General features: G+C 70.2%; 21 protein-coding genes. 18 read left to right on the forward strand and 3 right to left on the reverse strand.

Translation table 11 applies throughout. The features are described 5' to 3' along the window. The first annotated feature begins 52 nt into the window (after window positions 1-52). The 5 genes from B9B60_RS09230 (at window position 53) to B9B60_RS09250 (ending at window position 4,199) form a co-directional block, all read left to right on the forward strand. Window positions 53-445: a YciI family protein gene (locus tag B9B60_RS09230; protein WP_072625978.1), complete on the forward strand. Its 393-nt coding sequence runs from the start codon at window positions 53-55 to the stop codon at window positions 443-445. After that, window positions 442-1,698, forward strand: a complete 1,257-nt coding sequence (locus tag B9B60_RS09235; protein ID WP_084451107.1) for an RNA polymerase sigma factor — start codon at window positions 442-444, stop codon at window positions 1,696-1,698. The genes B9B60_RS09230 and B9B60_RS09235 overlap by 4 nt, the downstream gene beginning before the upstream one ends. Window positions 1,699-1,784: 86 nt before the next feature. Continuing rightward, window positions 1,785-2,129 (forward strand): ArsR/SmtB family transcription factor, encoded by a 345-nt coding sequence (locus B9B60_RS09240; protein ID WP_072625976.1) that lies wholly within the window; start codon window positions 1,785-1,787, stop codon window positions 2,127-2,129. Between the two features lie 32 nt (window positions 2,130-2,161). Further along, a complete protein-coding gene (locus B9B60_RS09245; RefSeq protein WP_072626392.1) occupies window positions 2,162-2,647 on the forward strand; it encodes an SRPBCC family protein in 486 nt (161 codons plus the stop codon). Window positions 2,648-2,756: 109 nt separating this feature from the next. After that, entirely contained in the window at window positions 2,757-4,199 is a 1,443-nt protein-coding gene (locus tag B9B60_RS09250; RefSeq protein WP_084451108.1) for an alkaline phosphatase PhoX, read from the forward strand. Window positions 4,200-4,275: 76 nt separating this feature from the next. Here the strand turns inward: B9B60_RS09250 and B9B60_RS09255 are convergent, their stop codons facing one another. Both B9B60_RS09255 and B9B60_RS09260 read right to left on the reverse strand, forming a co-directional pair. Further along, window positions 4,276-4,578 carry a sulfurtransferase TusA family protein gene (locus B9B60_RS09255; RefSeq protein WP_084451110.1) on the reverse strand — a complete coding sequence of 101 codons (303 nt, stop codon included), beginning with the start codon at window positions 4,576-4,578 and terminating at the stop codon, window positions 4,276-4,278. Beyond that, entirely contained in the window at window positions 4,579-5,067 is a 489-nt protein-coding gene (locus B9B60_RS09260) for a glutathione peroxidase (RefSeq protein ID WP_084451112.1), read from the reverse strand. A 76-nt stretch (window positions 5,068-5,143) separates the two neighbouring features. On the opposite strand from B9B60_RS09260, the gene B9B60_RS09265 reads away from it, so the two are divergent. The 3 genes from B9B60_RS09265 to B9B60_RS09275 are packed head-to-tail and all read left to right on the forward strand — an operon-like array spanning window position 5,144 to window position 8,061. Further along, window positions 5,144-5,803: a lysoplasmalogenase family protein gene (locus B9B60_RS09265; protein ID WP_084451114.1), complete on the forward strand. Its 660-nt coding sequence runs from the start codon at window positions 5,144-5,146 to the stop codon at window positions 5,801-5,803. Continuing rightward, complete coding sequence (locus B9B60_RS09270; RefSeq protein ID WP_084451120.1) at window positions 5,804-6,847, forward strand: LacI family DNA-binding transcriptional regulator; 1,044 nt, start codon at window positions 5,804-5,806, stop codon at window positions 6,845-6,847. Continuing rightward, complete coding sequence (locus B9B60_RS09275) at window positions 6,844-8,061, forward strand: MFS transporter (protein ID WP_084451122.1); 1,218 nt, start codon at window positions 6,844-6,846, stop codon at window positions 8,059-8,061. Before B9B60_RS09270 ends, B9B60_RS09275 begins: the two co-directional genes overlap by 4 nt. 124 nt (window positions 8,062-8,185) lie before the next feature. On the opposite strand, the gene B9B60_RS09280 is transcribed toward B9B60_RS09275, so the two are convergent. Then, window positions 8,186-9,634, reverse strand: a complete 1,449-nt coding sequence (locus B9B60_RS09280; RefSeq protein ID WP_084451170.1) for a DHA2 family efflux MFS transporter permease subunit — start codon at window positions 9,632-9,634, stop codon at window positions 8,186-8,188. Window positions 9,635-9,731: 97 nt separating this feature from the next. On the opposite strand from B9B60_RS09280, the gene B9B60_RS09285 reads away from it, so the two are divergent. The 10 genes from B9B60_RS09285 (at window position 9,732) to B9B60_RS09325 (ending at window position 22,776) form a co-directional block, all read left to right on the forward strand. Beyond that, entirely contained in the window at window positions 9,732-10,007 is a 276-nt protein-coding gene (locus B9B60_RS09285) for a DUF2277 domain-containing protein (protein ID WP_072625968.1), read from the forward strand. Between the two features lie 373 nt (window positions 10,008-10,380). After that, window positions 10,381-13,050 carry a replicative DNA helicase gene (locus B9B60_RS09290; RefSeq protein WP_084451123.1) on the forward strand — a complete coding sequence of 890 codons (2,670 nt, stop codon included), beginning with the start codon at window positions 10,381-10,383 and terminating at the stop codon, window positions 13,048-13,050. A gap of 328 nt (window positions 13,051-13,378) precedes the next feature. Then, window positions 13,379-13,999 carry a TnsA-like heteromeric transposase endonuclease subunit gene (locus tag B9B60_RS09295; RefSeq protein ID WP_084451125.1) on the forward strand — a complete coding sequence of 207 codons (621 nt, stop codon included), beginning with the start codon at window positions 13,379-13,381 and terminating at the stop codon, window positions 13,997-13,999. Window positions 14,000-14,001: 2 nt separating this feature from the next. Next, window positions 14,002-16,320 (forward strand): DDE-type integrase/transposase/recombinase, encoded by a 2,319-nt coding sequence (locus B9B60_RS09300; protein ID WP_143445518.1) that lies wholly within the window; start codon window positions 14,002-14,004, stop codon window positions 16,318-16,320. Next, on the forward strand, window positions 16,317-17,426 hold the full coding sequence (locus B9B60_RS09305; RefSeq protein ID WP_084451129.1) for a TniB family NTP-binding protein: 1,110 nt from the start codon (window positions 16,317-16,319) through the stop codon (window positions 17,424-17,426). The genes B9B60_RS09300 and B9B60_RS09305 overlap by 4 nt, the downstream gene beginning before the upstream one ends. After that, window positions 17,423-18,868 carry a TniQ family protein gene (locus B9B60_RS09310; protein WP_084451131.1) on the forward strand — a complete coding sequence of 482 codons (1,446 nt, stop codon included), beginning with the start codon at window positions 17,423-17,425 and terminating at the stop codon, window positions 18,866-18,868. Before B9B60_RS09305 ends, B9B60_RS09310 begins: the two co-directional genes overlap by 4 nt. Further along, a complete protein-coding gene (locus B9B60_RS09315) occupies window positions 18,858-20,504 on the forward strand; it encodes a TniQ family protein (RefSeq protein ID WP_159451184.1) in 1,647 nt (548 codons plus the stop codon). The genes B9B60_RS09310 and B9B60_RS09315 overlap by 11 nt, the downstream gene beginning before the upstream one ends. Continuing rightward, window positions 20,501-21,316 (forward strand): abortive infection family protein, encoded by an 816-nt coding sequence (locus B9B60_RS09320; protein WP_084451134.1) that lies wholly within the window; start codon window positions 20,501-20,503, stop codon window positions 21,314-21,316. Before B9B60_RS09315 ends, B9B60_RS09320 begins: the two co-directional genes overlap by 4 nt. 407 nt (window positions 21,317-21,723) lie before the next feature. Further along, window positions 21,724-22,068: a DUF6153 family protein gene (locus tag B9B60_RS17845; RefSeq protein ID WP_223277693.1), complete on the forward strand. Its 345-nt coding sequence runs from the start codon at window positions 21,724-21,726 to the stop codon at window positions 22,066-22,068. Between the two features lie 90 nt (window positions 22,069-22,158). Then, entirely contained in the window at window positions 22,159-22,776 is a 618-nt protein-coding gene (locus B9B60_RS09325) for a DUF305 domain-containing protein (RefSeq protein WP_084451136.1), read from the forward strand. Window positions 22,777-22,978: the final 202 nt, after the last annotated feature.

Below are 22,978 nucleotides of genomic sequence, written 5' to 3' on the forward strand. Positions count from 1 at the left end.
CATGGCCAGCAGGCCGCATCCCGAGGCCGCCCCGGCGGCAGGAGGCAGCATCATGAAGTTCGTCATCCTCGTCCACTCCACGCCCCAGCCCTGGGGGCACCCCACGGGCGACTTCGTCGCCGCACACCAGGCGCTGCCGGCGCAGCAGCGCGAGCAGATGGAGCGCGACTTCGAGCAGCTGCTCACCGAGATGCAGGAGGCGGGCGAGCTCCTCGGCGGTGAGGCCCTCGGTGACCCGGCGACGGCGCGGCTCTACCGCTGGGCCGACGGCGAGCCGATCGCCACCGACGGGCCCTACGCCGAAACCAAGGAGCAGTTCGCCGGCTTCTTCCTCGTCGACGTCGCCGACCGGGAGCGGGCCGAGGAGCTGGGCCGGGCCTTCGCCGGCCCCGGCGAGACCATCGAGATCCGTCCGACGATGTGGCCCGGCGGCGAGGAGCAGTGACCGGGGCCGAGGACGTCTGGCGGGAGTACACCGCCGACGTCCTTGCCGCCCTGCTGCGGCGCAGCGGCGACTTCGGGGCCTGCGAGGACGCGGTCCAGGAGGCGCTGCTCGCCGCGGCGGAGCAGTGGCCGCGCGAGGGCCGGCCCGACGACCCGAAGGCGTGGCTCGTCCGGGTGGCCTCCCGCCGGCTCATCGACGCCCAGCGCTCCGCGGGTGCCCGTGAGCGCCGGGAGGAGGGCGAGTCCCGCTCCGCCGCACCGCTGCTCGAAGGGAGCAGGGCCGCCGTCGGCGACCCCGGAGGCCTCGTCGACGGGTCGCCGGTCGATGACGACACCCTGCGGATGGCGATGCTCTGCGCCCACCCCGACCTGTCCGATGCCACCCGGGTGGGGCTCACCCTGCGGGCCGTCGCCGGCCTGACGACCGCGCAGGTCGCGGCCTGCTTCCTCGTGCCCGAGGCGACGATGGCGCAGCGGATCAGCCGGGCCAAGGCGACGATCAGGGCGAGCGAGGCTCCCTTCGCCCCGCCGACGCAGGAGGACGCCGTGGCGCGCCTGCACGCGGTGCGGCACGTCGTCTACCTCGCCTTCACCGCCGGCCACACGAGCGCCGCCGGCGACGCGCTCGTCGACGTCGACCTCCAGCGCGAGGCGCTGCGCCTCGCCGAGCGGCTCCACCGGGCGCTGCCGCGTGATCCCGAGACCGCCGGCCTGCTCGCCCTGCTGCTGATCGACCACGCGCGCTCGGCGGCACGAGCGGACGCCGCTGGCGACCTCGTCCCGCTCGACGCCCAGGACCGCTCGCTGTGGGACCACGGTGCGATCGCGCGCGGCGTGCGCCTCGTCGAGGAGGCGCTGGTGCGCGGGGCGGTCGGGCCCTTCCAGCTGCAGGCGGCGATCGCGGCGGTCCACGGCGAGGCGCCGACCGCGGCGGATACCGACTGGGAGCAGGTCGTCGTCCTCTACCGGATGCTCCTGCGCATCGCGCCCTCGCCGGTCGTCGAGCTCAACCTCGCCGCGGCCGTCGGGATGGCGCAGGGGGCGGCAGCCGGTCTGGTCGCGCTCGAGCCGCTGCTCGAGGACCCGGCGCTCGCACGAGGGCACCGGGTGCACGCCGTCCACGCCCACCTGCTCGAGCGGGCCGGTCGACGCGAAGAAGCCCGTGCCGCATACCTGCTCGCGGCCAGCCGCACCCAGAGCATCCCCGAGCAGCGCTACCTCAACCGCCGCGCCTCCGAGTCTGCATTGCCGTAGGGCAATGCGGCCGGGGTCTGCATTGCCGTAGGGCAATGCAGACTGAGGGTTGACAACGTACAACCATCTGGTTGTACGTTGGAGCCGTGGCACCGACGGACGAGGAGAGGGCAGACGCCTTCTTCCACGCGCTCTCCGACAGCACGAGGCGGGACATCCTGCGTCGCGTGCTGGCGGGGGAGCACTCGGTGTCCGCCCTGGCCGCCGACTACCCGATGAGCTTCGCCGCCGTGCAGAAGCACGTGGCGGTGCTCGAGCGCGCGGGGCTGATCACCAAGCGCCGCAGCGGACGAGAGTCGCTGGCGAGCGGGGACGTCGAGGCCGTGCGTGCCGTCGGTGCCCTGCTCGCCGAGCTCGAGGCCGTGTGGCGTGGCCGGGTCGCGGGGATCGACGCCCTGCTGGCCAACGACAGCACCACCCCCACCGCATGACCCAGGCTGCACGAGCCACCAAGGAGATCACCATGCCCATCATCGACGTCACCACCGACCTCGACACCCGCACCCTCGTCATGACGACCGAGTTCCCCGTCAGCGTCGAGCGCCTCTGGCAGGTGTGGGCCGACCCGCGCCAGCTCGAGCAGTGGTGGGGTCCCGAGGGCTACCCGGCCACCGTGACCGAGCACGACCTCACCCCCGGCGGCACCGTGAGCTACCACATGACCAGCCCCGAGGGGGAGAAGTTCCCCGGCGGCTGGACCGTCGTCGCCGTCGACGAGCCGCGCCGCCTCGAGCTGCGTGACTACTTCGCCGACGCCGATGGCAACCCCGTCGACACCGCCCCGACCTCCACGATGGTCGTCGAGTTCGTCGCGGTCGACGGTGGCGCCCGGATGGTCAACACCTCCACCTGGGAGTCCGCCGACGACATGCAGAAGGTGCTCGACATGGGCGTCGTCGAGGGCTCGACGTCCGCGGTCAGCCAGCTCGACGCGCTGCTCGCCGCCTGAGCGCCGACGTTTCACCCACCGTTCGCCCGGGGGACCCGTGAGGGTCGCCCCGGGCGAACACCTGCTTGCTGGACTGCGGGCGTCCCCTCGACCGATCCCAGGAGTCCTTATGTCCACCCCCGCCCCCCTCGACCGCCGCACCCTGCTCGGCGGCTCCGCCGGCGCCCTCGGCCTGCTGGTCGCCGGCAGCTCGGCCCCCTTCGCCGCGCACGCCACCGCCGCGCAGACCACCCGCCTGGCCGCCGGCTACGGCCCCCTTCGTCCCGCTGGTGAGCTGCTCGCCCTGCCGGAGGGCTTCAGCTACACGGTCCTCGCCGAGTCCGGCACGACCACGGTCGGCGGCTACGCCGTGGCCGGCAGCCAGGACGCGATGGGTGCCTTCGCCCGTGCCGGCGGCGGCTCGACGATCGTCTGCAACCACGAGATCGGTGGTGCCGACGACGGCGCCGTCCCGCACGTCGACGGACTGGTCTACGACCGCGGGGCGAAGGGGGGAACCTCCACCCTCGTCGTGGACGCCGACAACACCGTGCTCGAGCACTACACCTCCGTGGCCGGCACCGTCGACAACTGCGCCGGCGGCATCACGCCGTGGGGCACGTGGCTGACCTGCGAGGAGACCGACGAGCGCGCCGGCACCCACGAGGACGACGGCGTCACCTACACCTTCGAGCAGGACCACGGCTACGTCTTCGAGGTCGACCCGACCAGCCAGACGGCCAACATCGGCAAGGCCAACATCCCGCTGAAGTTCCTCGGGCGCTTCGAGCACGAGGCCGCCGTCGTCGAGGAGGCGACCGGCCGGATCTACCTCACCGAGGACGCCGACGAGCCCAACGGCCTCTTCTACCGCTGGACCCCGCCCGCCGGCTACCGCCAGGGCAAGGGCGCACTCCACGCGCTCGCGGCCGATGGCGCTGTCGAGGTCGGCACCCTCGAGGCGCTCGTCGCCTTCGAGCGCAACGGCACCCACGTCACCGACCTCTCGAAGGCGACGAAGACCAACACCACCTACACCGTGCGCTGGGTCGAGGTCCCCGACCGCGACGCCCGGGCGACCCCGATCCGTGAGCAGCTCGCCGACGACGAGGTGACCCGCGCGCGCAAGCTCGAGGGTCAGTGGTGGGGCGACGGCGGCGTCTACGTCGTCTCGAGCTATGCCCGCAGCGACGACGGCTCGCTCCACGAGCACGACGGCCAGGTGTGGTTCTTCGACCCCCGCAAGCAGACGATCACGCTGACGACGATCTTCGCGGTCAACGAGGACGGCGCCGGCGTCGACGGCCCGGACAACATCACCGTCTCGCCCCACGGTGGGCTCGTCCTCGCCGAGGACGGCGAGGGCGCCTCGCAGCTCATCGGCGTCACCGACCAGGGCAAGGCCTACCGCCTCGCGCTCAACCTCGTCGACGACAGCGAGTGGGCGGGCCCGACCTTCGACGCTGCGGGCACGACCCTCTTCGCCAACATCCAGGGCGACCCGGGCCGCACCTTTGCGATCACCGGGCCGTGGGGTCGTCCGTCCAACGCCCGGGAGTCGGCCCGCGGCTGACCCCCCTTCGCGCTCAGCAAGAGAAACCCGCGGTTCGCAAGAGTTTCAAACCCTTGCGAACCGCGGGTTTCTCGGGTCACCCGGAAATCGTGGGGTCAATGGGGTGCCACGGCCGGTCCGGTCGGGTCTCGACCGGGCTGGCCCCCACCCGCACCGCGTAGACCGGGGGCGGGCCGGGCTCGGCGACGCCCAAGTAGTCGTGGCCGGTGATCCGGCACCACGCCGGCAGGTCGATGGGCGCCACCGGGTCGGTGGTGCTCAGGTGCACGATGCTGTCGGCGGGCAGCTCGGTGACCCGCGCGCGCAGCAGGACGAGCAGCCGCGCGCAGGACAGGTCGCCGCCGTCGATGGTCTCGGCCGGCTGCTCCGTCGCGTCCACTCAGCCGATGGCGGAGCGAAGGGAGGTCAGCACCCGCTCGTCGTCGGGCGTGACCTGCGGGCTGAAGCGGGCGAGCGGCGTCCCGTCCGCGCTGATGACGAACTTCTCGAAGTTCCACCGGATGTCGCCGCTCTCGCCGGCCTCGTCCGGGGTGTCGACCAGGCCCGCGTAGACGGCGTGGCGGCCGGGGCCGTTGACCTCGACCTTTTCGCTCATCGGGAAGGTCACGCCGTAGGTGGCGGAGCAGAACTCGGCGATCTCCTCAGCCGTGCCCGGCTCCTGCCCGCCGAACTGGTTGCACGGCAGCCCGACGACGGTGAACCCCTGCGCGGCGTACTCCTCGTGCAGCGCCTCGAGCGCGGTGTACTGCGGGGTGAGGCCGCACTTGCTGGCGACGTTGACGAGGAGCGCAGGCCGGCCGCCGGTGAGGTCGCGCAGCGTGCCGGGGGTGCCGTCGAGGCGGGCGATGGGGGCGTCGAGGAGGCTCATGGCCCGACGATAGACCGTCGGGTGTCGAGGCTCCTTCGTCGCACCTCCACCAGCGGGGTCGCCGTAGGCTCGGGCCATGCCCGCGCTCGCCGCCCTCGTGGTCGTCACCCTCGTCCACCTGGCATCCCAGGCGGTGGCCCCGGGGGGTGTGCTCGCCGACCTCACCCAGGTGCTGCTCATGCCCGTGCTCGCGTGGCTGCTGTGGACCACCACCCCGGACCCGAAGTCGCAGCTCGCACGCCTGGCCCTCGCGGCGCTCGGCCTCTCGTGGCTCGGCGACACGCTCCCGCGTTTCTTCGAGGACGGCAGCGACGCCGGCTTCTGGGCGATGGTCGTGCCCTTCCTGCTCGCCCAGATCGCCTATGCCGCAGCCTTCCTGCCCTTCGTCGACCGGAGTATCGCGCGCACCCGACCGGTCCTCGTCGCCCCCTGTGTCGTGGCGATGCTCGCCGTGCTGGTCTTCACCGCGCTGCGCACGGGAGCGATCTGGCCGGTCCTCGTCTACGGGGCCGCCATCGTCACCATGGCCGTCCTCGCGACCGGGCTCGACCGGGTCGCGACGGTCGGCGCCGTCGTCTTCCTCGTCTCCGACGGGCTCATCGCGCTGCGCACCTTCGGTGGGGTCGAGCTGCCGCTCCACAGCGTGCTCGTCATGCTCACCTATGTGATCGCCCAGTTCCTCCTCGTCGCCTCGATCGCGCACCACGACCGAGCGGCCCGACCGCTGCGGGGCTGAGTGCGCAGCCACCGCGTCGCCGACATCGCCGAGCAGGCCGGCCTGTCCGAGGCCACCGTCGACCGGGTCCTCCACGGCCGGCCGGGTGCCAGTCCCCGCGCCGTCCGCGCGGTGGAGCAGGCGGTCGCCGAGCTCGACCGGCAGGCGAGCGCCCTGCGCCTGGGGGCCCGCTCGCTCGTCCTCGACGTCGTCATGCAGGCTCCCGACCGCTTCAGCGGAGAGGTCACGGCGGCGCTGGAGTCCCAGCTGAGCGGGCTGCGGCCGGCCGCCGTGCGCGCCCGCTACCACCTGCGGGAGTCGGGCACGGTCGACGACGTCGTCGCCACGCTCGAGGGCATCGGGCGAAGGGGGCGGACCAGCCACGGCGTGCTCCTCAAGGTCCCCGACGAGCCGGCCGTCGCGGCCGCGATCGACGACCTCGCCGACCGCGGGATCCCCGCGGTCACCCTCGTCACCGACGTGCACGGATCGCGGCGCATCGCCTATGCCGGGCCGGACCACGTCTCGGCCGGCCGCACCGCCGCGCACCTCGTGCAGCACTGGGGCAGAGGCGATCTCGCGAACGTCCTCGTCACGCTGAGCCGATCCTCCTTCGTCGGCGAGCGGACCCGGGTCGAGGCCTTCGTCGAGCAGATGAGCGCCACCGCACCGCACGTCGAGGTGCGCCGGGTCGCCGATGCCGACGGGCTCGACGCTGCGACCGCGGCCGTCGTCGCCGCCGAGCTCCAGGACGTCAGGGCACCCCTCGGGGTGTACTCCGTCGGAGGCGCCAACCGGGCGATCCTCGCGACGCTCCGCGCGAAGGGGGTCCCCCCTTCGGTCTACGTCGGGCACGACCTCGACGCCGACAACCTCGGGCTGCTGCGCACGGGCGAGATCGACCTCGTGCTCCACCACGACCTGCGCGAGGACGCGCGCGCCGCGATCACCGCTGTGCTCCAGCACCACCGGCTCGTCCCGGGGGCGCCGACCTCACTCGCGTCGGGGGTGCAGGTCGTCACCCGGCACAACATCCCCGCGCGGATGGTCCGGGGGTCGGCGTGAGGCACGAGGGCTACCTGCCGGGCAGCAGCGGCTACCGGCGGATCGTCTGGTCGCTCTTCGCGGCGGGACTCGCGACCTTCACCCTGCTGTACTCGACGCAAGCACTGCTGCCCGACCTGCGGCGCGACTTCGACGTCTCGACGGGTGCCTCGACCCTCAGCGTGTCGCTGGCGATGTTCGGCATCGGCGCCGGGTTGCTCATCGCCGGTCCGCTCTCCGACGTCGTCGGACGCACCCGCCTGATCCACCTCTCGCTGGGGGCCTCGGTCGTCATCGGCTTCGCCTCGGCGCTCGCGCCGACCTGGGAGGCGCTGCTCGCGCTGCGCTTTGCGGACGGCTTCGCGCTCGCCGGGCTGCCCGCGGTCGCCACGGCCTACCTGCGCGAGGAGCTGCACCCCTCGAGCCAGGGGCGCGCCGCCGGGCTCTACGTCGGGGGCACGGCCTTCGGCGGGATGTCGGGCCGACTCGTCTCCGGATTCGGCGCGGAGCTGGGCGGCGGGTGGCGCTGGGGCATCGCCGCGACGGTGCTCGTCGGCCTGGCGTGCGCGGTCCTCGTGCGGCTCGCACTGCCGGCCTCGCGGGGCTTTGAGCCGGCGCCGGGCAACCCGCGTGCGCTGGCGGCGATGACCCGACGGGCCCTGTCGGACCCCGCGCTGCTCGCCCTCTACGCCATCGGCGGCTGCTCGCTCGGGGCGATGGTCGCGCTCTTCAACACCATCGGCTTCCGGCTGGCGGATCCCCCCTTCGCGCTGGGGATCGGTGCGGCGAGCCTCGTCTTCCTCGTCTACCCGCTGGGGACGGTCAGCTCGACGTGGTTCGGCGACCTCGCCGACCGTCACGGCCGGCGCACGGTCATCCCGATCGGGGCGGCCGTCGCGATCGTCGGGGCGCTGCTCACGCTGCCCGACGTGCTGTCGCTCGTCGTCGCCGGGATGGGCCTGCTCGTCATCGGCTTCTTCGCCGTGCACGGGGTGGCGAGCGGCTGGGTGCCGCTGCGGGCCCACCTCGGCGGGACGAGCGCCGGCCAGGCGGCCTCGCTGTACCTCTTCACGTACTCCCTCGGGTCCGCGGTCTTCGGCACCGCCTCCGGCGCCGCGTGGACCCGGGCCGGCTGGCCGGGCTCGGTGGCGCTGTCCGTGGTGCTCATGCTGCTCGTCGTGGTGCTGGCGGTGCTGCTGCGGCGCACGCCGTCGCTCGTGCCCGGGATGCGCTGACCGGGACCGGGGCCCGGCAGGGTGGGCCGGCGCGGGCCGCTACGCCCCTGACTCGTGCCGTGAATCATGATCCACGGCACGAGTCAGGGGCGTAGCCCTCGCAAGGACCCCGCACTCCCCGCGGCTACTCGTCGGCCGGGTCCTCGACCGGTGTGCTGACCATGAGGCAGGTCGCGACGCTCACCGCCGCGGCCACCGCGAGCATGACGAAGGCGGCCTGGACGCCCGAGGTGCGCTCGGCCGTGCTCGGGTCGGACCCGGCGACGAGGGACATGACGGCGATGCTCGTCGCGGTGCCGGCGGCGCCGAAGACCTGCTGCGAGGAGCCGAGCAGCGCCGACCCGTGGGCGTGCAGGGAGTGCGGCAGCGACCCCAGGCCCGCGGTGAAGAGCGGGGTGAAGAGCAGGGCGAGCGAGAGGCTGAGCAGCACGTGCAGGACGAGCACGGTCCACATGCCGACGTGCGGCAGCAGCACGGCGAAGAGCGTCAGCGACAGGGTCATGCCGACCGCGCCGGGGACGACGAGGGGTCGGGCGCCGATGCGGTCGTAGAGCCGTCCGATCGACGGCCCGAGCAGGCCCATGGCCAGGCCGCCGGGGATGAGCAGCAGCCCGGTCTCGAGGGTGCTCAGGCCCAGCCCGCGCTGGAGGTGGATCGGCAGCAGGATGACCGAGCTGATGAGCGCGGCGAAGCCGAGGCACATCGTGACGAAGGCACCGGTGAAGCTGCGGTGCCGGAAGGCGCGCAGGTCCATGAGCGGGTCGCTGGTGCGGGCGAGGGTCAGCTGTCGCCAGGCGAAGACCGCGAGGGCGAGGGCTGCGACGCCGGCCGCGAGAAGGGGGTCGACGACGGGCTCGGGAGCGGGACCCCCTTCGCCGCCGTGGCCGCCACCGAGGCTCGAGAGGCCGTAGACGATGCCGCCGAAGCCGACGACCGCCAGGGCGACGCTCGGCAGGTCGAGGCGGCTGTGCTCGCGCTCGCCGGTGTCGGGCAGCAGGCGCAGGCCGAGGGCGAGGGAGGCGGCGGCGATCGGCAGCACGGCGAGGAAGATCAGCCGCCACGTGCCGAGCTCGAGCAGGACCCCGGAGACGGCCGGGCCCATCGCGGGGGCGACGGCGATGACGAGCGAGACATTGCCCATGGTGCGGCCGCGGTCGGCGACGGGCACGAGGTCCATGAGGGTGGTCATGAGCAGCGGGATCATCACCGCGGTGCCGCCGGCCTGCACGACGCGGGCGGCGACGAGCACCTCGAAGGTCGGGGCGGCCGCGGCGATCGTCGTGCCGACCGTGAAAAGGCCCATCGCCAGGGCGAAGGTGCGCCGCGTCGCCAGGCGTCGCATGATCCAGCCGGTCATCGGGATGACGACGGCCATCGTCAGCATGAAGGCGGTCGTCAGCCACTGCGCGGACGTCTCGACGACGCCGAAGTCGTCCATGAGCCGCGGGATGGCGTTGTTCATGATCGTCTCGTTGAGGATCACGACGAAGGTGGCCACCGTCAGCACGCGCAGGATCAGCGTCGTCTGGGCAGGGGTGGTCACGGGGTGCGGCGCCGCCGCGGTGATGGGCATGTCCTCCATGGTCCGCCAGCCCACCGGCAGCGACCAAATGCCTTGTGACCGGCGAAGGGGGGTGCTCCTGTCGGTCGGCAGGAGGAGACTGGATGGCATGTGCCGAAACATCCGACAGCTGCACAACTTCGAGCCCCCGGCCACGACCGACGAGGTGCGCGCCGCCGCCCTCCAGTACGTGCGCAAGGTGAGCGGGTCGACGAAGCCGAGCCAGGCCAACCAGGCCGCCTTCGACGAGGCGGTCGAGGAGATCGCGCAGGTGACCCAGCACCTGCTCGACCACCTCGTGACCAATGCGCCGCCGAAGGACCGCGAGGTCGAGGCGGCCAAGGCCAAGGAGCGGGCGCGGGCCCGCTACGAGCGCGCCGGCTGATCGCTCCCGTGACCCGTGTGACCGGGCGGGCCATCCGGCGATACGGGGCTTGCGGGATCGGCCCCGATGTGTCGTGGAGCACGTCGTGGTCTGTGGATGGTGGACTGGCTGATCTTTTTGGGGTCCACACCTGTTCGTCGGTGTTTGCGCAGGTCAGAGGCGGTGTCGGTGCTGGTCCGGACCGGAGATCCACAGACTTGTCCACGGGCTGTGCACAGACCAGTGGCGCGTCGTCCACACCCGGTCCACACCTTTGTCCACAGGGCCGTTTGGCGTTGTCGGCACCGGGTGCGACAGTGCTCTGACGTCCCCTCGCGGGGGCGCGCGGACCCCCTTCGGCCGGGTCCGGTGCAGGAGACGGAGGGTAGCCCGGGTGACGACGTTCGAGCAGGACACGAGGTCATTCGGCGACTCTGACTCCTACTCGTCCGGGCCTCCCGCCGACCGGCTGCCCCCGCAGGACCTGGGCGCCGAGCAGTCGGTCCTCGGCGGCATGCTGCTGTCCAAGGACGCGATCGCCGATGTCGGTGAGGCGGTGCGCGGGCACGACTTCTACAAGCCGGCCCACGAGCTGATCTTCGACGCGGTCATCGACCTCTACAGCCGCGGCGAGCCGGCCGACGCGATCACCGTCTCCGACGAGCTGAGCAAGCGCGGCGATCTGCAGCGCGCCGGCGGCCAGGCCTATCTGCACGACCTCATCCAGTCGGTGCCGACCGCGGCCAATGCCGGCTACTACGCGCAGATCGTCGCCGAGCGGGCGGTGCTGCGCCGCCTCGTCGAGGCCGGGACCAAGATCGTCCAGATGGGCTACGCCCAGGGCGGCGGCGACGTGGAGGAGATCGTCAACGCCGCGCAGGCCGAGGTCTACACCGTCGCCGAGAAGCGTGGCGGCGAGGACTACGCCCCGCTGTGGGACACGCTCAACGAGACGATGACCGAGATCGAGGTCGCCGCCGGTCGCACCGACGAGATGACCGGTGTGCCGACGGGCTTCACCGACCTCGACGAACTGACGCACGGCCTGCACCCGGGGCAGATGATCGTCGTCGCGGCCAGGCCGGCAATCGGCAAATCCACGCTGGGTGTGGACATCGCCCGCGCGGCGGCGATCCACCACCAGATGGCGACCGCGATCTTCTCCCTCGAGATGAGCCGCAGCGAGATCACCATGCGTGTCCTCGCGGCGGAGGCGAGCATCCAACTGCAGCACCTGCGGCGGGGCAAGATGAGCGACCCCGACTGGCGCAAGCTCTCCCGCGTCGTCGGCCGAATCAGCGACAGCCCGCTCTACATCGACGACTCGCCCAACCTCGCGCTCATGGAGATCCGCGCCAAGGCGCGGCGCTTGAAGCAGCAGCACAACCTCAAACTCATCGTCATCGACTACCTGCAGCTGATGACCTCGGGCAAGAAGGTCGAGTCCCGCCAGCAGGAGGTCTCCGAGTTTTCCCGAGCCCTCAAGCTGCTGGCCAAGGAGCTGCAGGTCCCGGTCATCGCGATCAGCCAGCTCAACCGTGGTCCAGAGCAGCGCACCGACAAGCGTCCGGCGATGAGTGACCTTCGTGAGTCCGGTTGCCTGCCCGCCGAGACGCGCATCCTGCGTGCGGACACCGGTGCAGAGACGACGATCGGAGAGCTGGTCGAGACGGGCGCCAAGGACATCGACCTGTGGGCGCTCGACGACTCCCTGCGCTACGTGAAGCGCAAGATGACGCACGCCTTCTCCACCGGCACGGCCGTCGTCTTCAAGCTGACCCTCGCCTCGGGCAAGACGGTGCGCGCGACGGAGAACCACCCCTTCCTTGCCTACGAAGGGTGGACCCCCCTCGCCCAGCTGCGGCAGGGCGATCGTGTGGCAGTGCCCCGCCACGTCCCCTCACCGCGGGCGCTCACCGAGTGGGAGGACGCGCGCGTCATCCTGCTGGCGCACATGCTGGGCGACGGGTCCTTCGTGAAGCGTCAGCCACTGCGCTACGCGAGCGTCGACGAGGCGAACCTCGAGGTCGTCACCAAGTCCGCGCTCGCCTTCGGCATCACCACGGTCCGTGACGACTACGCGGCAGCGCGGGTCAGCACGCTGCGGCTGCGATCCCCGTTCCCCGTCGCCAGGGGCAAGCGCAATCCCTTGGCGGAGTGGCTCGACGGGCTCGGGCTCTTCGGGCTGCGCTCGCACGAGAAGTTCCTCCCCGACGAGATCTTCAGCCTGCCCAAGGTGCAGATCGCCCTCTTCATCAAGCACATCTGGGCGACCGACGGCTCGGTCACGGTCAACAAGAACGGTCGAGGGGGCCGGATCTACTACGCCTCGACCTCGCGCCGACTGGTCGACGACCTCAGCCGGCTGCTCCTGCGCTTCGGCATCCAGACGCGCCTGCGGACGACCCACAAGGACGGGTATCGCGACGGCTACACGATCGACATCTCGGGTGTCGACTCGCAGCGCAGGTTCCTGCAGGAGATCGGTGTCTTCGGCGCGCGCGGAGCGAACGCCGAGCGACTCCTCGAGATCGTCCGCGACGTCAAGGCCAACACCAATGTCGACACGATCCCCAAGCAGGTGTGGGCGGACGTCAAGGACGTCATGTCGGACGCCGGGATGACGACGCGTGAGTTCCAGGCCGCACTCGGGACTCAGTACTGCGGCTCGGCGCTCTACGCCTCGGCTCCCTCGCGGGAGCGGCTGACCCGCGTCGCGCAGGTCCTCGACTCCGCGGAGCTGGAGCTCATGGCTGTCAACGACGTCTTCTGGGACACGGTGGTGGCGGTGGAGGCCGACGGCGTCGAAGAGGTCTATGACGCGACGGTTCTCGGTCGTCACAACTTCGTCGCCAACGGCATCGCGGTGCACAACTCGATCGAGCAAGATGCTGACCTGGTGATCCTGCTCCACCGCGACCGCGACCCCGGGTCCGAGCGCGAAGGGGAGGCCGACGTCATCGTGGCCAAGCACCGAAACGGCCCGACCGCCGACATCGTCCTCGGCTTCCAGGGTCACTACGCCCGCTTCTCGAACCTGGCGAAGGACTCCGGCGGGTTCTGATTGTAGAGAGGGGGCCTAGTTTGTACAAACGGCTCTGTACATTGTTTACGGCCACTTGCGGCGTGTCGTTAGGAGTTTCGCCCACGGCGTGGTATTGGAGCGCCAGCGTTCGATAGTGTCGCTGTGCAGACAAAGTTCGAGGGCGTCCCGTTGGCCCGGGACGCCCTCGTGAACAACTACCTGATCCCTTGGCTGGGTGGCAGGAGGAGTCGTTGTGTCCACAGTAGATGTTGCGGTGCCCGAAACTCAATCTTCGGACCCGGAGTGGTCTTTCGCTGTGGGAGGCCAGGTCGTCTCTGGCTGGGACTGGGGTGCTGGACCTCCAGATGTGCGGCAGCTGGGGTCGGTCCGCAAGGTTCGCTCCTCGACGTACTCGCGCAACGTTCCGGTGCATGCCTTCTCGATGACAATCGGGGACGATCTGACACTGGAGTCGGGCCTGGAGCATCAGTTGATGATGATGCTCGACCGCGACCGGGACGTCGCGTGGCTGGTGGCCCAACCGTTCCTCCTTCGGTGGTCACCGAAGAAGTCGCACTATCCCGACCTGCTCAGCGTGGGCGTCGACGGGTCGGTGACGGTGTGGGATGCGCGCCCGGCCGAGTTACAGGACATCGACTTCAATTGGAAGGTCGAGAAGACTGCTGAGGCGTGCACCGCCCGGGGGTGGAGGCACCGGGTCTTTCCCGGACTCTCTGGCGAGGAGGAGGTCAACCTGCGGTGGCTGTCGATGGCCCGCAGGCAGCAGCCGTGGATGCCAGCCGCGACGTCACGTCTACGCGAAATCACCCACGGCGCCGGCGTGACCTTCGGGGACATCGCCGCAGCCGATGAGGGCGGCTATCTGTTGTCGACACTGTGGCACCTGGCTTGGCGGGGCGACGTCGAGTTGGACCTTGCCGACCGGTGGAGCGAAGACACTCCTGTGGTCTGGGCGGGACGGTCGTGAGCGTGCGTGTCGCGCTGCACGACGGCGCGACCATCCAAGGTGAAGATGGCCGCCCGCTGCTGGTGGTGGGTGTCCGCCCGCTGAGCGTGCGCGTCGAGACCATCCACGGCGAAGTTCTCGACATTCGGTTCGAGGACCTCGAGGTCGCCGTCGGGATGCTCGATGGCCGCGTTGATGCCGTGGCGGGGCCCTTCCGGCACAAGTTCGAGAGCGTCCGTGAGGCCGCGCGCCAGTTGGCGCTCGACCGCGAGGAGATCGTCCTGACCGTCGAGACGGGCTTCGCGCGGGGACATCGTGCCTTGGCGCGCGAGGGTGAGCCCTTCTGGCCGTTCGATCCGGCAGACGGAATCTCGCTGGCTCGCAAGCTCTCGGCGATGGTCGAGCAACTGGCAGCCGAGGATGATCTGGATCGTCAGGCTAGTCGTGACCGTGAGGCAGGTCGCTCGACGCGGCCGGGTCGGATCGGGTCCCCGACCGCCAACGCCATCCGGAACTGGCACCGGGACTACTTCGGGGAACCGGGGGGACTGTTCGAGCTGGTCGATGGCCGCAGCCGGAAGGGCCGGTCGCAGTTCGACTCGTTGGACGAGGAGATCAAGGACGTGTGCAAGGGGGTCGTGGGCCGGTTCGACGGGACGGAGTCCGCAAAGCGGCAGAAGGACATCTACCGCCAGGTCCTGTCCAAGCTCAGTGCGGACGGCTTCGTGATGGAGGAGCTGCCTCGGGACACGCTGCGCAGGTACATCGCGCACGTGGTCAAGCCGTTGGGACGCACGACGCGGGCGCACAAGACGAACAAGCTGCGGACCACTGCCTCGTATTCGTCGTTCGCGACGGTCGGTGTGGGGCAGGTGGTGGCGATCGATGTGACCCGCGCGGACAACTTTTGCTTCGACCCGTTCACCGGGTCCGCGGTCAGCGTGGAGGTGATGACGGCGATCGACCTGGCCAGCCGGGTGATCGTGGGGACGAGGGTCTTCCCCCGCAGCCCGACCGGGTTCGAGGCCGGCCTGCTGCTGGTCGACATCCTGCGGCCCTACAGCCTCGCGGTGGATCCGGCCCGGGTGGATGACTGGCGGTGGGCCGGGGTCCCGGAGCACATCGGGTTGTTCCCGCATGCACTGGCCGAAGCCGAGCGCATCGATGGGCTCGCGGGCCGGCCGTTGGTCGGTGAGCACGGCATCCCCGGTGTGCTGCCGGATGCGATCCGAGCGGATCGGGGCAGTATTTTCACCGGGACGCATTTTCGGGCGTTGTGTCGCCAGTTCGGGATCAACTTGCTGCTCTCCCGTGGTGCGCACCCGACCGACAACGCGGTCATGGAGCGCTTCTGGGAGACCCTGCAGGCCTGTTTCCAGGCCGCGCCTGGGTACAAGGGCCACAACGTATCCGAGCGGGGCTCGAAGGTCGGGCGTATCACCTTGGACAAGGCCGGTCAGCCGGTCTTCCACGGCGGTGCCCCGGCGCTGACGCCGCGGGAATTGGAGCGGCACATCCGGGAGTGGATCGCCACGACGTATCACCGCAGCCCGCACTCCAGCCTGGTGCTGGCCGACAAGAGCATCACCGCCGAGGATGCCCGGATGCGGCTGACCCCACTGGACGTCTACGACAGCCTGATGGCCGCCCAGGGGCGCATCCACGTGCTCCAGCGTGCGGACCTGATCTACGACGCGATGCCCATCCGGTGGGGCCAGATCGGCGCCAACGGCGTCGAGTTCGACGACTTGTACTACGACTGCCGAGAGCTGGATGAGTTCCGCAACGTGCGGGACTGGACCTTCCGCTCACCTGACCAGACCGGGCACACCGGTGATCGGCGTGCCTGGGCCGGAGCGAAGGCGGCGCCGTTCTACTACGACCCTCGGGATGTCTCGGCGTACTGGCTGCGTCACCCCGACACCGACCGGATCATCCGGGTGCCGTGGCGCCGGGAGCACGAGTTGCGGGCACCGATGACCGGGGTGACGTTGCGGCATGCGAAAGGCCTGATGAAGAAGCGCGGCGCCTACCGGGACCTCTCCCGCGACGGCATCGAGGAAGAGGTCCTGACCACCCTGAACACGGCTGACGGGTACGACCGGTTGCGGGGGGACCCGGACCTGGCGGACTGGCACGGCAACATGCTCACCGCCGCCGCCATGCGCTCGGGCCAGTCCAAGCACGACCACGGCGAGGCGGCCTCCGCCGCCGGCGGTCGCACCCCATCGACCGGCGGAGCGCCACGCCCGCGGTCGCGCCCCGCACCGCCGGCGAAGACGACCAGGGCGCCCTGGGAGACCGACGCCGCCGACTGGTCGAACTTGGAGGAGCAAGAATGAAGGCCGACCTGCTGCACTCCCTGGCCTTCACTCCGCCGATCGGGCCACCGCCGATGATCACCACCCGCGAGGCCAACTGCATGTCCGGCGAGGAGCGACGCGCCCGTGCGAGCGAGGTGCGCCGCTTCCTGGCGGGCCGCTACTTCGACTCCGACCGCGACCGCGGCATCCGGCAGCGCCTGACTGCCCTGATCGAGGGCAACGCGCAGTCGCTGACCGGGACCAAGGACGTGGCGATCGTGACCGGCGACAACGTTCTGGGCAAGTCCACGATGCTCTACCAAGTCGCCTTCGAGGCGCACCGACGCCTGGTCGCCCCGCACACCGACCCTGATGTCCGTCCCGTGACCACCGCCCGCACCATCACCGGACGCAGGGTCGAGAACCTCGAGGTCGACCACGTGCCCGTCCTCTTCCTGTCCCTGGCGGCCGGCACGACGGTGGCGAAGTTCAACGCGCAGATCGTCCAGGCCTTGGGCTACCCGCCCGGTGTCGAGAAACGCGTGCGCTACCTCGATCTCCTTGAACGACACGGTGTCCGCCTGCTGATCGTGGACGACCTGCACCTGCTGAAAACCTCACTGAAACTGGGCCGCGAGGCGCTGGACCACCTCAAAGCCGTGGTCACCGCTGTCGGCGAGCTCGGGGCTACCGTCATCCTCGCCGGCGCGAATCTGCACACACATCCGGTCATGGACGACCCGCAGGTGACCGGGCGGGCCTACGAGATCCCCGTCGCGCCCTATTCGGGCACCACGAAGGCCGACAGGCTGGCCTTCCAACAGTTCCTGCGTGAGTGTGCGAAGCACGCCCAGCCCTACCTTCCGGCCGGTCGGCCCGACCACATCTGGAAGGAACTGCCACACATCTGGCTCGAACGCAGCGCCGGCTACCACCGCGACCTGCTCCAGCTGCTGCGCGACGCCACGACCGCCGCCATCGAGGACGGAACCTGGGCCATCACCGAGAAGCACCTCGCCGGCGTCACGCTGGCTGCGCGAGCCGAACGACGAAACGCAGACGCTCACGCCACGCGGCGGCGAGCGACCGCCCCGGTCGGTGACCCTTCGGCTACCGCTGCCCCAAGGTCAGGAGCCTCGGCATGACCGAGCCAGCGCCGCCGCCGCTGCCCGCTCGTCCAGACCTGCGACCCGGCGAGGACATCGCGGCCCTTCTGGCGCGCACCGCCAGCGCGAACCACACCACCGTCCGCGAGCTGACCGGCCTGCAGGTCCACTCGCGGGTCTGGGAAGAGCCCCCGGATGACCTGCTGCACCGCGTCGCGGCACTCACCTCGACCGCCGTGGACGAGCTGAGGCCAGCGACCCTGCGTGGCGCCTACCCGGGGATGGCGCCGGAGCGAGCCCGCACCGGCCGGCGGTATGCCGGTCAACCCGCCACTTGCCCCCAGTGCCAGATTGCGACCGTCGCCGCGCGGCTGAACATTGTCGTGCTGTGCCCCAACTGCGGCTGCTTCCTGCACGACGCCTACTTCCCGCACCCCAGCCACCCGGGACCCGACATCGAGGCGGTCCACCGTGAGATGCTCGCCACCCTCTGCTCAGCCGGTGAGTCTCAGCGTGCTCGAGACCGGCTGACGCGACTCGAATCTCTGATGGCCGGTCTCGAGCACGCGTTGTGGACCAACTGGCCCCCACTCCTACCCGGAGAGTCCACCCTCTGGCGTGAGGCCGTGGTGGATTTCCTGCGCTGGGGGCTGCAACCGGGCCGGGTCGTTGCCAGGCCGCCGTACATCAGCGCGACGACCCTGGCGCTGACCTGGGCCGCTTCCGCCACACAGGCCGCGGCCCGTGACCTCGCCGACCAGATCGCCATCATGGGCGACCCGTGGTTGCCCGCCAGGGACCTGGTGCCGCGATGGCCCGACGCTCACACGGGGTGCGAGGCCGTGCTCTCCCTGATCCTGGACCACGGCATCCACGTCGGGCACATCCCTACGACCATGCGCCGCAACCACGACCTCCTCGTGCTGCCCGAAGCGACCCGCACCATCCGCACCGCCGAGGCAGTCGCCCTGACCTCACTCGTCGCCCAGGCCCGGAACAGCGACCTCTCGATCCGCGACATCCACACGCTGCACGCAGCCACGATCAACCCTCAGGTGGCCCGGCTCGCCGAGCACATCACCGAAGACGTGGACACCTACCGCCGCCTGGCGGCCCACCTGGCCTTCCTCCTCGAAGAAGGGCTGCCGCCGCTGGCGCAGCGTCGCGAGGCGCTGCGCAACGTCAAGATGATTCCCCACGGCGTCATCGAAGAGCTGCCGGCCGCTGCGGCGCACACGCCCGATGCCGGGAGGCTGGCAGCGGCTTGGGTGTGGCTGGATGCCACCCTCGGGCGTCCGGCTGGTGGACCACATGCCCAGATGGCCCCTCGGCTGCTGTTGGCCTTCGACCACGACATGAACCCCGAAGGCCGACTGCTCCTGCGCGACTGGTGGCAGCACCACCTGCAGCTCAGCGCCACGGTCGCCGTCGACGCCCTCCCGCGACTAGGCCGTGATCACGGTGAGCGTCGTGTCTCCTGACCCCGGCCGCAACCTGCCGGCCCGCCCGACCCTGCACGCCGGCCAAGCCCTGGACTGCTACCTCGAGCACGCCGCCGACGCCAACCACATACCGGCGGCCACGGTCATGCGCGCCATCACCGACGCGTGCGACACCACCCGCTACGTGCTGCTGCGCCCCACCCCCCGCACCCTCGAGGTCCTCTCGGGCCTGACCGGCCAGTCGACCGCGGCGCTGACCGCGGCGACGCTCGCCGCCGTCGACGGGACGCTGCTGGACCTGTCCGGTCTCGACCCGCACCACCAGCCCAGCTACCGCGCCGTCGCCGCCCGAGGCTGGGCACCCGGTCAAGGCACCCAGATCTGTCCCCGCTGCCTCGCCGAGACCGGCACCTGGGACATCTCGTGGCGAATCCCCACCACCACCGTCTGCCTCCGCCACGGCTGCTACCTGCTCTCGACGTGCCCGGGCTGCCAGCGGCCCTTCCGCGCCACCAGATCCACGCTCCTGCGCCCGATCGGCGCAAAGACCCGCTGTGGCAATGCCCTGGGTCGACGCGGCCATTACTGCCCAACGGACCTCAGCACGCTCCCGATGGAGCCGGCCGACCCCGGCTGCGTCGACCGGCAAGCACGTACCCAGGCCCAGTCGCTGGTGGCGCGACCACCCCAGGTCTTCGGTGAAGGCACCACGGCCCGCCGGTTCATGGCGGACGTCCATGGCCTGACCGCCCTGCTGCTGCACATCGCCACCGCCACCACCCGTCCCGGCCTGCTGCCCGAATGGGCGGGACAGGTCCACGCTGCGACCCATACACAGCAGCGGGCACCCCGATGGGGCCTGAAACTACCCGCGGACATCTCCACCCGATCCCAGGCGCTGACTACGACTGCGGACATCCTCACCAGTAGCGGCATCGAGGAGGCCGTCACGCGCTTCGCGCCGTGGGTGGAGGCGATCCCGCGCACCCCGGACGGTTTGCTGGGCTGGGTCGGCGACCACACCCGGCACACCAGCTCCACGACCCGCCTGGTCATGGCCACACATGCGCCACGCCGGCGCCTCTCGCGCCTACTCGACGCGACGCCGCCGCTGACGGTCTCCACCCGGCAGATCCCCCAGGTCCTGCCGGTCGAGCTCTACGAGGAGCACTTGGGCATTCTGTTCACCTCCCGACCCGAAACCGTCCAGCTGTTCGCTTCCCTGACCATGGCCCTCACCCACCCCGGCATCACCACCTGGGCCGCGGCCGCACAAGCCCTCGGACTGCCTCCAGATCTCGGATCGCGGTGCGCCGCAGCCGCCGCGGCCAGCCAGACCGCTTCACCCGCGGCCGTCCTCGAGGCCATAACCGCCGCCGCGGGCGATCTCGACCGGCGGGATTACCGAGCCCTGGAAGACCAGGTCCATGCCCTCGCCGCATCGACCTCGTGGTTCATCGCCTGGGCACGTAGATACCGGCCAGGCACCCGGGCCTCAAACTGGTCTCTGGCCGTGCAGTGGCTATGGGTCAAGGCGGCCCATGCCCACCCGGGGACCGCGCCTCTGGCAGATCCAGCACGAATGCGGAGATTCTCCGCCACCCTCAGTACCGCGCAACAGGTCAGCCTGCGACAGGTCCTAGACCAGCCCACATCAGAAGCGGAGAGTCCATGAGCCCACGCAGCGCCGCGCCGATCACCGACGACGTCATCGCCGCGATCGCAAAGTTCTTTCACGGCGGAGCCGGACCCAGTCACAGCGAGATCAGCCGAGTGCTCACCGGCACCGGCTACAGCGACGACTACACCTATGACCCCGACGTTCAAGGGCCCAACAAGGAGAAGCGTGTCCTGCGGGGCCTAGCTCTGGCCAAGCGACAACCTGCCCGGGCTCGGGAGCTCGTCGACGGCCTGCTGTCCCTGCTGCGCGTCAACGGCCTGATCGGTGAAGGCGCGGCAGGTGAGGACGTCGACCGCCTCCGGCGAGCTCTCGGGTCCGCCGGTTGGCGCCTCACCCAAGAGGGCCATGTTCATCCGTTCGGCCAGGTCGACCTGGACACCGGGGGCAGGGCCGCTCTCGACGAACAGGTCGACCGGCTACGCCGCTCCACCAGCGATCCGGCGCTGCTGATCGGGACGGCCAAGGAGCTGCTGGAGTCCGTCTCGAAGTTCGTCCTTGAAGAGACGGGCTTCCCGGTCAACGAGAAGATGGACTACAACCAGCTGTGGCACCTCGCCCGCGAACGCCTCGGTGTCCTGCCCCAGCAGGTTGACCCGAACGTCCCAGGCGCCAACGCGATCCGCGCGATCCACCAGTCAACCTGGAACATCGCCGACCAGATCAACGCGCTACGCAACCTCCAAGGCACCGGCCACGGACGGACCCTGCCATCAGGGGTATCTGAAGATCTCGCGATGCTCGTCGTCCGCGAAGCCGCCACCGTCGCCGACTACATGCTCGCCAGACTCGAACGCGAGAAGGGATGACCGCCAGCTCGACCCGCCCTGGGGCGGCCGCACGTCCCTGTCAACGCTGCTCGAGGTCTGACGGTGCGCGCGAGACCCCAGCCCACAGGGCATCCAGATGGTCGCGACTTGTCCCACGACGAGGTTGGGGACGCGGTAGCACGCACCGTCCCGGCCTTGCAATAGCTAACGAGCGCAATTACACCGTCTCTGGCATGGACCTGCGGAGGCTGCGCGAACAAACCGACGAGGCCGTTCACGCGACGATCGAGCAGGCTGGGTAGACCACCGCAGCCAGCGCCTGACATCTCACGGCAGGGTGACTCATAGACTGTGGGTCATGGGCCCTCGACTGCCGAGCCCGCGCGCGGGCTGGTCGCGCGCTTCAGCCTCGATGGGGCCTGCTGATTCTGGGGCTGGTCACCGCGGTGGTCGCCGGCATCCTTGCCATGCACGGATTCTCCGTCGGCCATCAGATGCCGGGCGAGGCGTCCACACAGCAAGTGGAGGCGAGCGCGGGTCACCCCACGCACCTTGACCCAGCGAGCTCGGGCGCACATTCATGTCCGTCCCCCGGCTGCGACGAGCACGGCGCGATGGCCGCGATGTGCTTGTTCATGCTGCTGTGGCTGGTGCCCCTCGTGCCACGGCGTGGTGGCTCCTCGTGGCGATGGCAGCCCCCGTGGGTGACCTGGCTCGCTGCCCAGTCACCGCCCCCACCGGGGCACCTGTCACGCGTGTCGTTGATTCGGCTGTGCATCATCCGAACGTGAGCAGGCGTCTCGCGTCCGAGCACGCCACACGGCGTCGCCGGACGCAGTCCTGCCCGATCAACGACACCAGACAAGGAATCGCGATTTCGCATGCGCAAGAACACCATCACCAAGACATTGGCGACCGCCGCGGCAGCCACCCTCATCGTCAGTGGCTGCTCCCAAGGCAGTAGCAGCCACGACTCCCACGGCGGCAGCGAGAGCGGCAGTAGCCAGGCGTCGGCACAGTTCAACGACGCCGACGTCACCTACGCCGAAGGCATGATCATGCATCACCAGCAGGCCGTGGAGATGTCCGACATCATCCTCGACAAGTCCGGGGTCAACCCCGACGTGGTGGAGATGGCCAAACAGATCAAGAAGGCCCAAGGGCCAGAGATCAAGGAGATGCAGACCTGGCTCAAGGACTGGGGTCAGGACGACTCGGGCCACGAGGGCCACGGTGGCGACTCCGGCTCCGGAGACGAGATGAGCCATGACGGCATGTTCAGCCCCGAGGACATCAAGAAGCTCAAGGCAGCCGACGGCGAACAAGCCTCTACGCTGTTCCTCGACCAGATGATCGAGCACCACCAAGGCGCCGTGAAGATGGCCAAGGACCACCGCCAGGACGGGGAGAACCCCGACGCGGTGGAGCTGTCCAAGAACGTCATCAGCGACCAGAACGCCGAGATCAAGGAGATGCGGACCTTGCGCTCCTCGCTCTGATTTCTCGCAACGGGCCCTGATCGACACCAGTTCACGCACCCCCAACGATCAGCCGACGCAGTCTGCTCCTGGTCGGCATCGGGTCGGCGTGTCAGTGACGGACTAGATGTACTGACCCGGGACGTTAGGTACGGGATGGGCGAGTCGGCGTGACATGAGGAAGACCTCCGAGTGAGGTGTGGAGCTGTTCAGGAACACACAC

It is taken from the genome of Janibacter indicus (genome assembly GCF_900176385.1).
Classification (GTDB): Bacteria; Actinomycetota; Actinomycetes; order Actinomycetales; family Dermatophilaceae; genus Janibacter; species Janibacter indicus.

Coding starts and splice junctions, on each gene's coding strand:
- B9B60_RS09230 (WP_072625978.1), top strand. CDS start 53: ATGAAGTTCGTCATCCTCGTCCACTCCACGCCCCAGCCCTGGGGGCAC.
- B9B60_RS09245 (WP_072626392.1), top strand. CDS start 2,162: ATGCCCATCATCGACGTCACCACCGACCTCGACACCCGCACCCTCGTC.
- B9B60_RS09250 (WP_084451108.1), top strand. CDS start 2,757: ATGTCCACCCCCGCCCCCCTCGACCGCCGCACCCTGCTCGGCGGCTCC.
- B9B60_RS09260 (WP_084451112.1), bottom strand. CDS start 5,067: ATGAGCCTCCTCGACGCCCCCATCGCCCGCCTCGACGGCACCCCCGGC.
- B9B60_RS09265 (WP_084451114.1), top strand. CDS start 5,144: ATGCCCGCGCTCGCCGCCCTCGTGGTCGTCACCCTCGTCCACCTGGCA.
- B9B60_RS09280 (WP_084451170.1), bottom strand. CDS start 9,634: ATGCCCATCACCGCGGCGGCGCCGCACCCCGTGACCACCCCTGCCCAG.
- B9B60_RS09285 (WP_072625968.1), top strand. CDS start 9,732: ATGTGCCGAAACATCCGACAGCTGCACAACTTCGAGCCCCCGGCCACG.
- B9B60_RS09305 (WP_084451129.1), top strand. CDS start 16,317: ATGAAGGCCGACCTGCTGCACTCCCTGGCCTTCACTCCGCCGATCGGG.
- B9B60_RS09310 (WP_084451131.1), top strand. CDS start 17,423: ATGACCGAGCCAGCGCCGCCGCCGCTGCCCGCTCGTCCAGACCTGCGA.
- B9B60_RS09320 (WP_084451134.1), top strand. CDS start 20,501: ATGAGCCCACGCAGCGCCGCGCCGATCACCGACGACGTCATCGCCGCG.
- B9B60_RS09325 (WP_084451136.1), top strand. CDS start 22,159: ATGCGCAAGAACACCATCACCAAGACATTGGCGACCGCCGCGGCAGCC.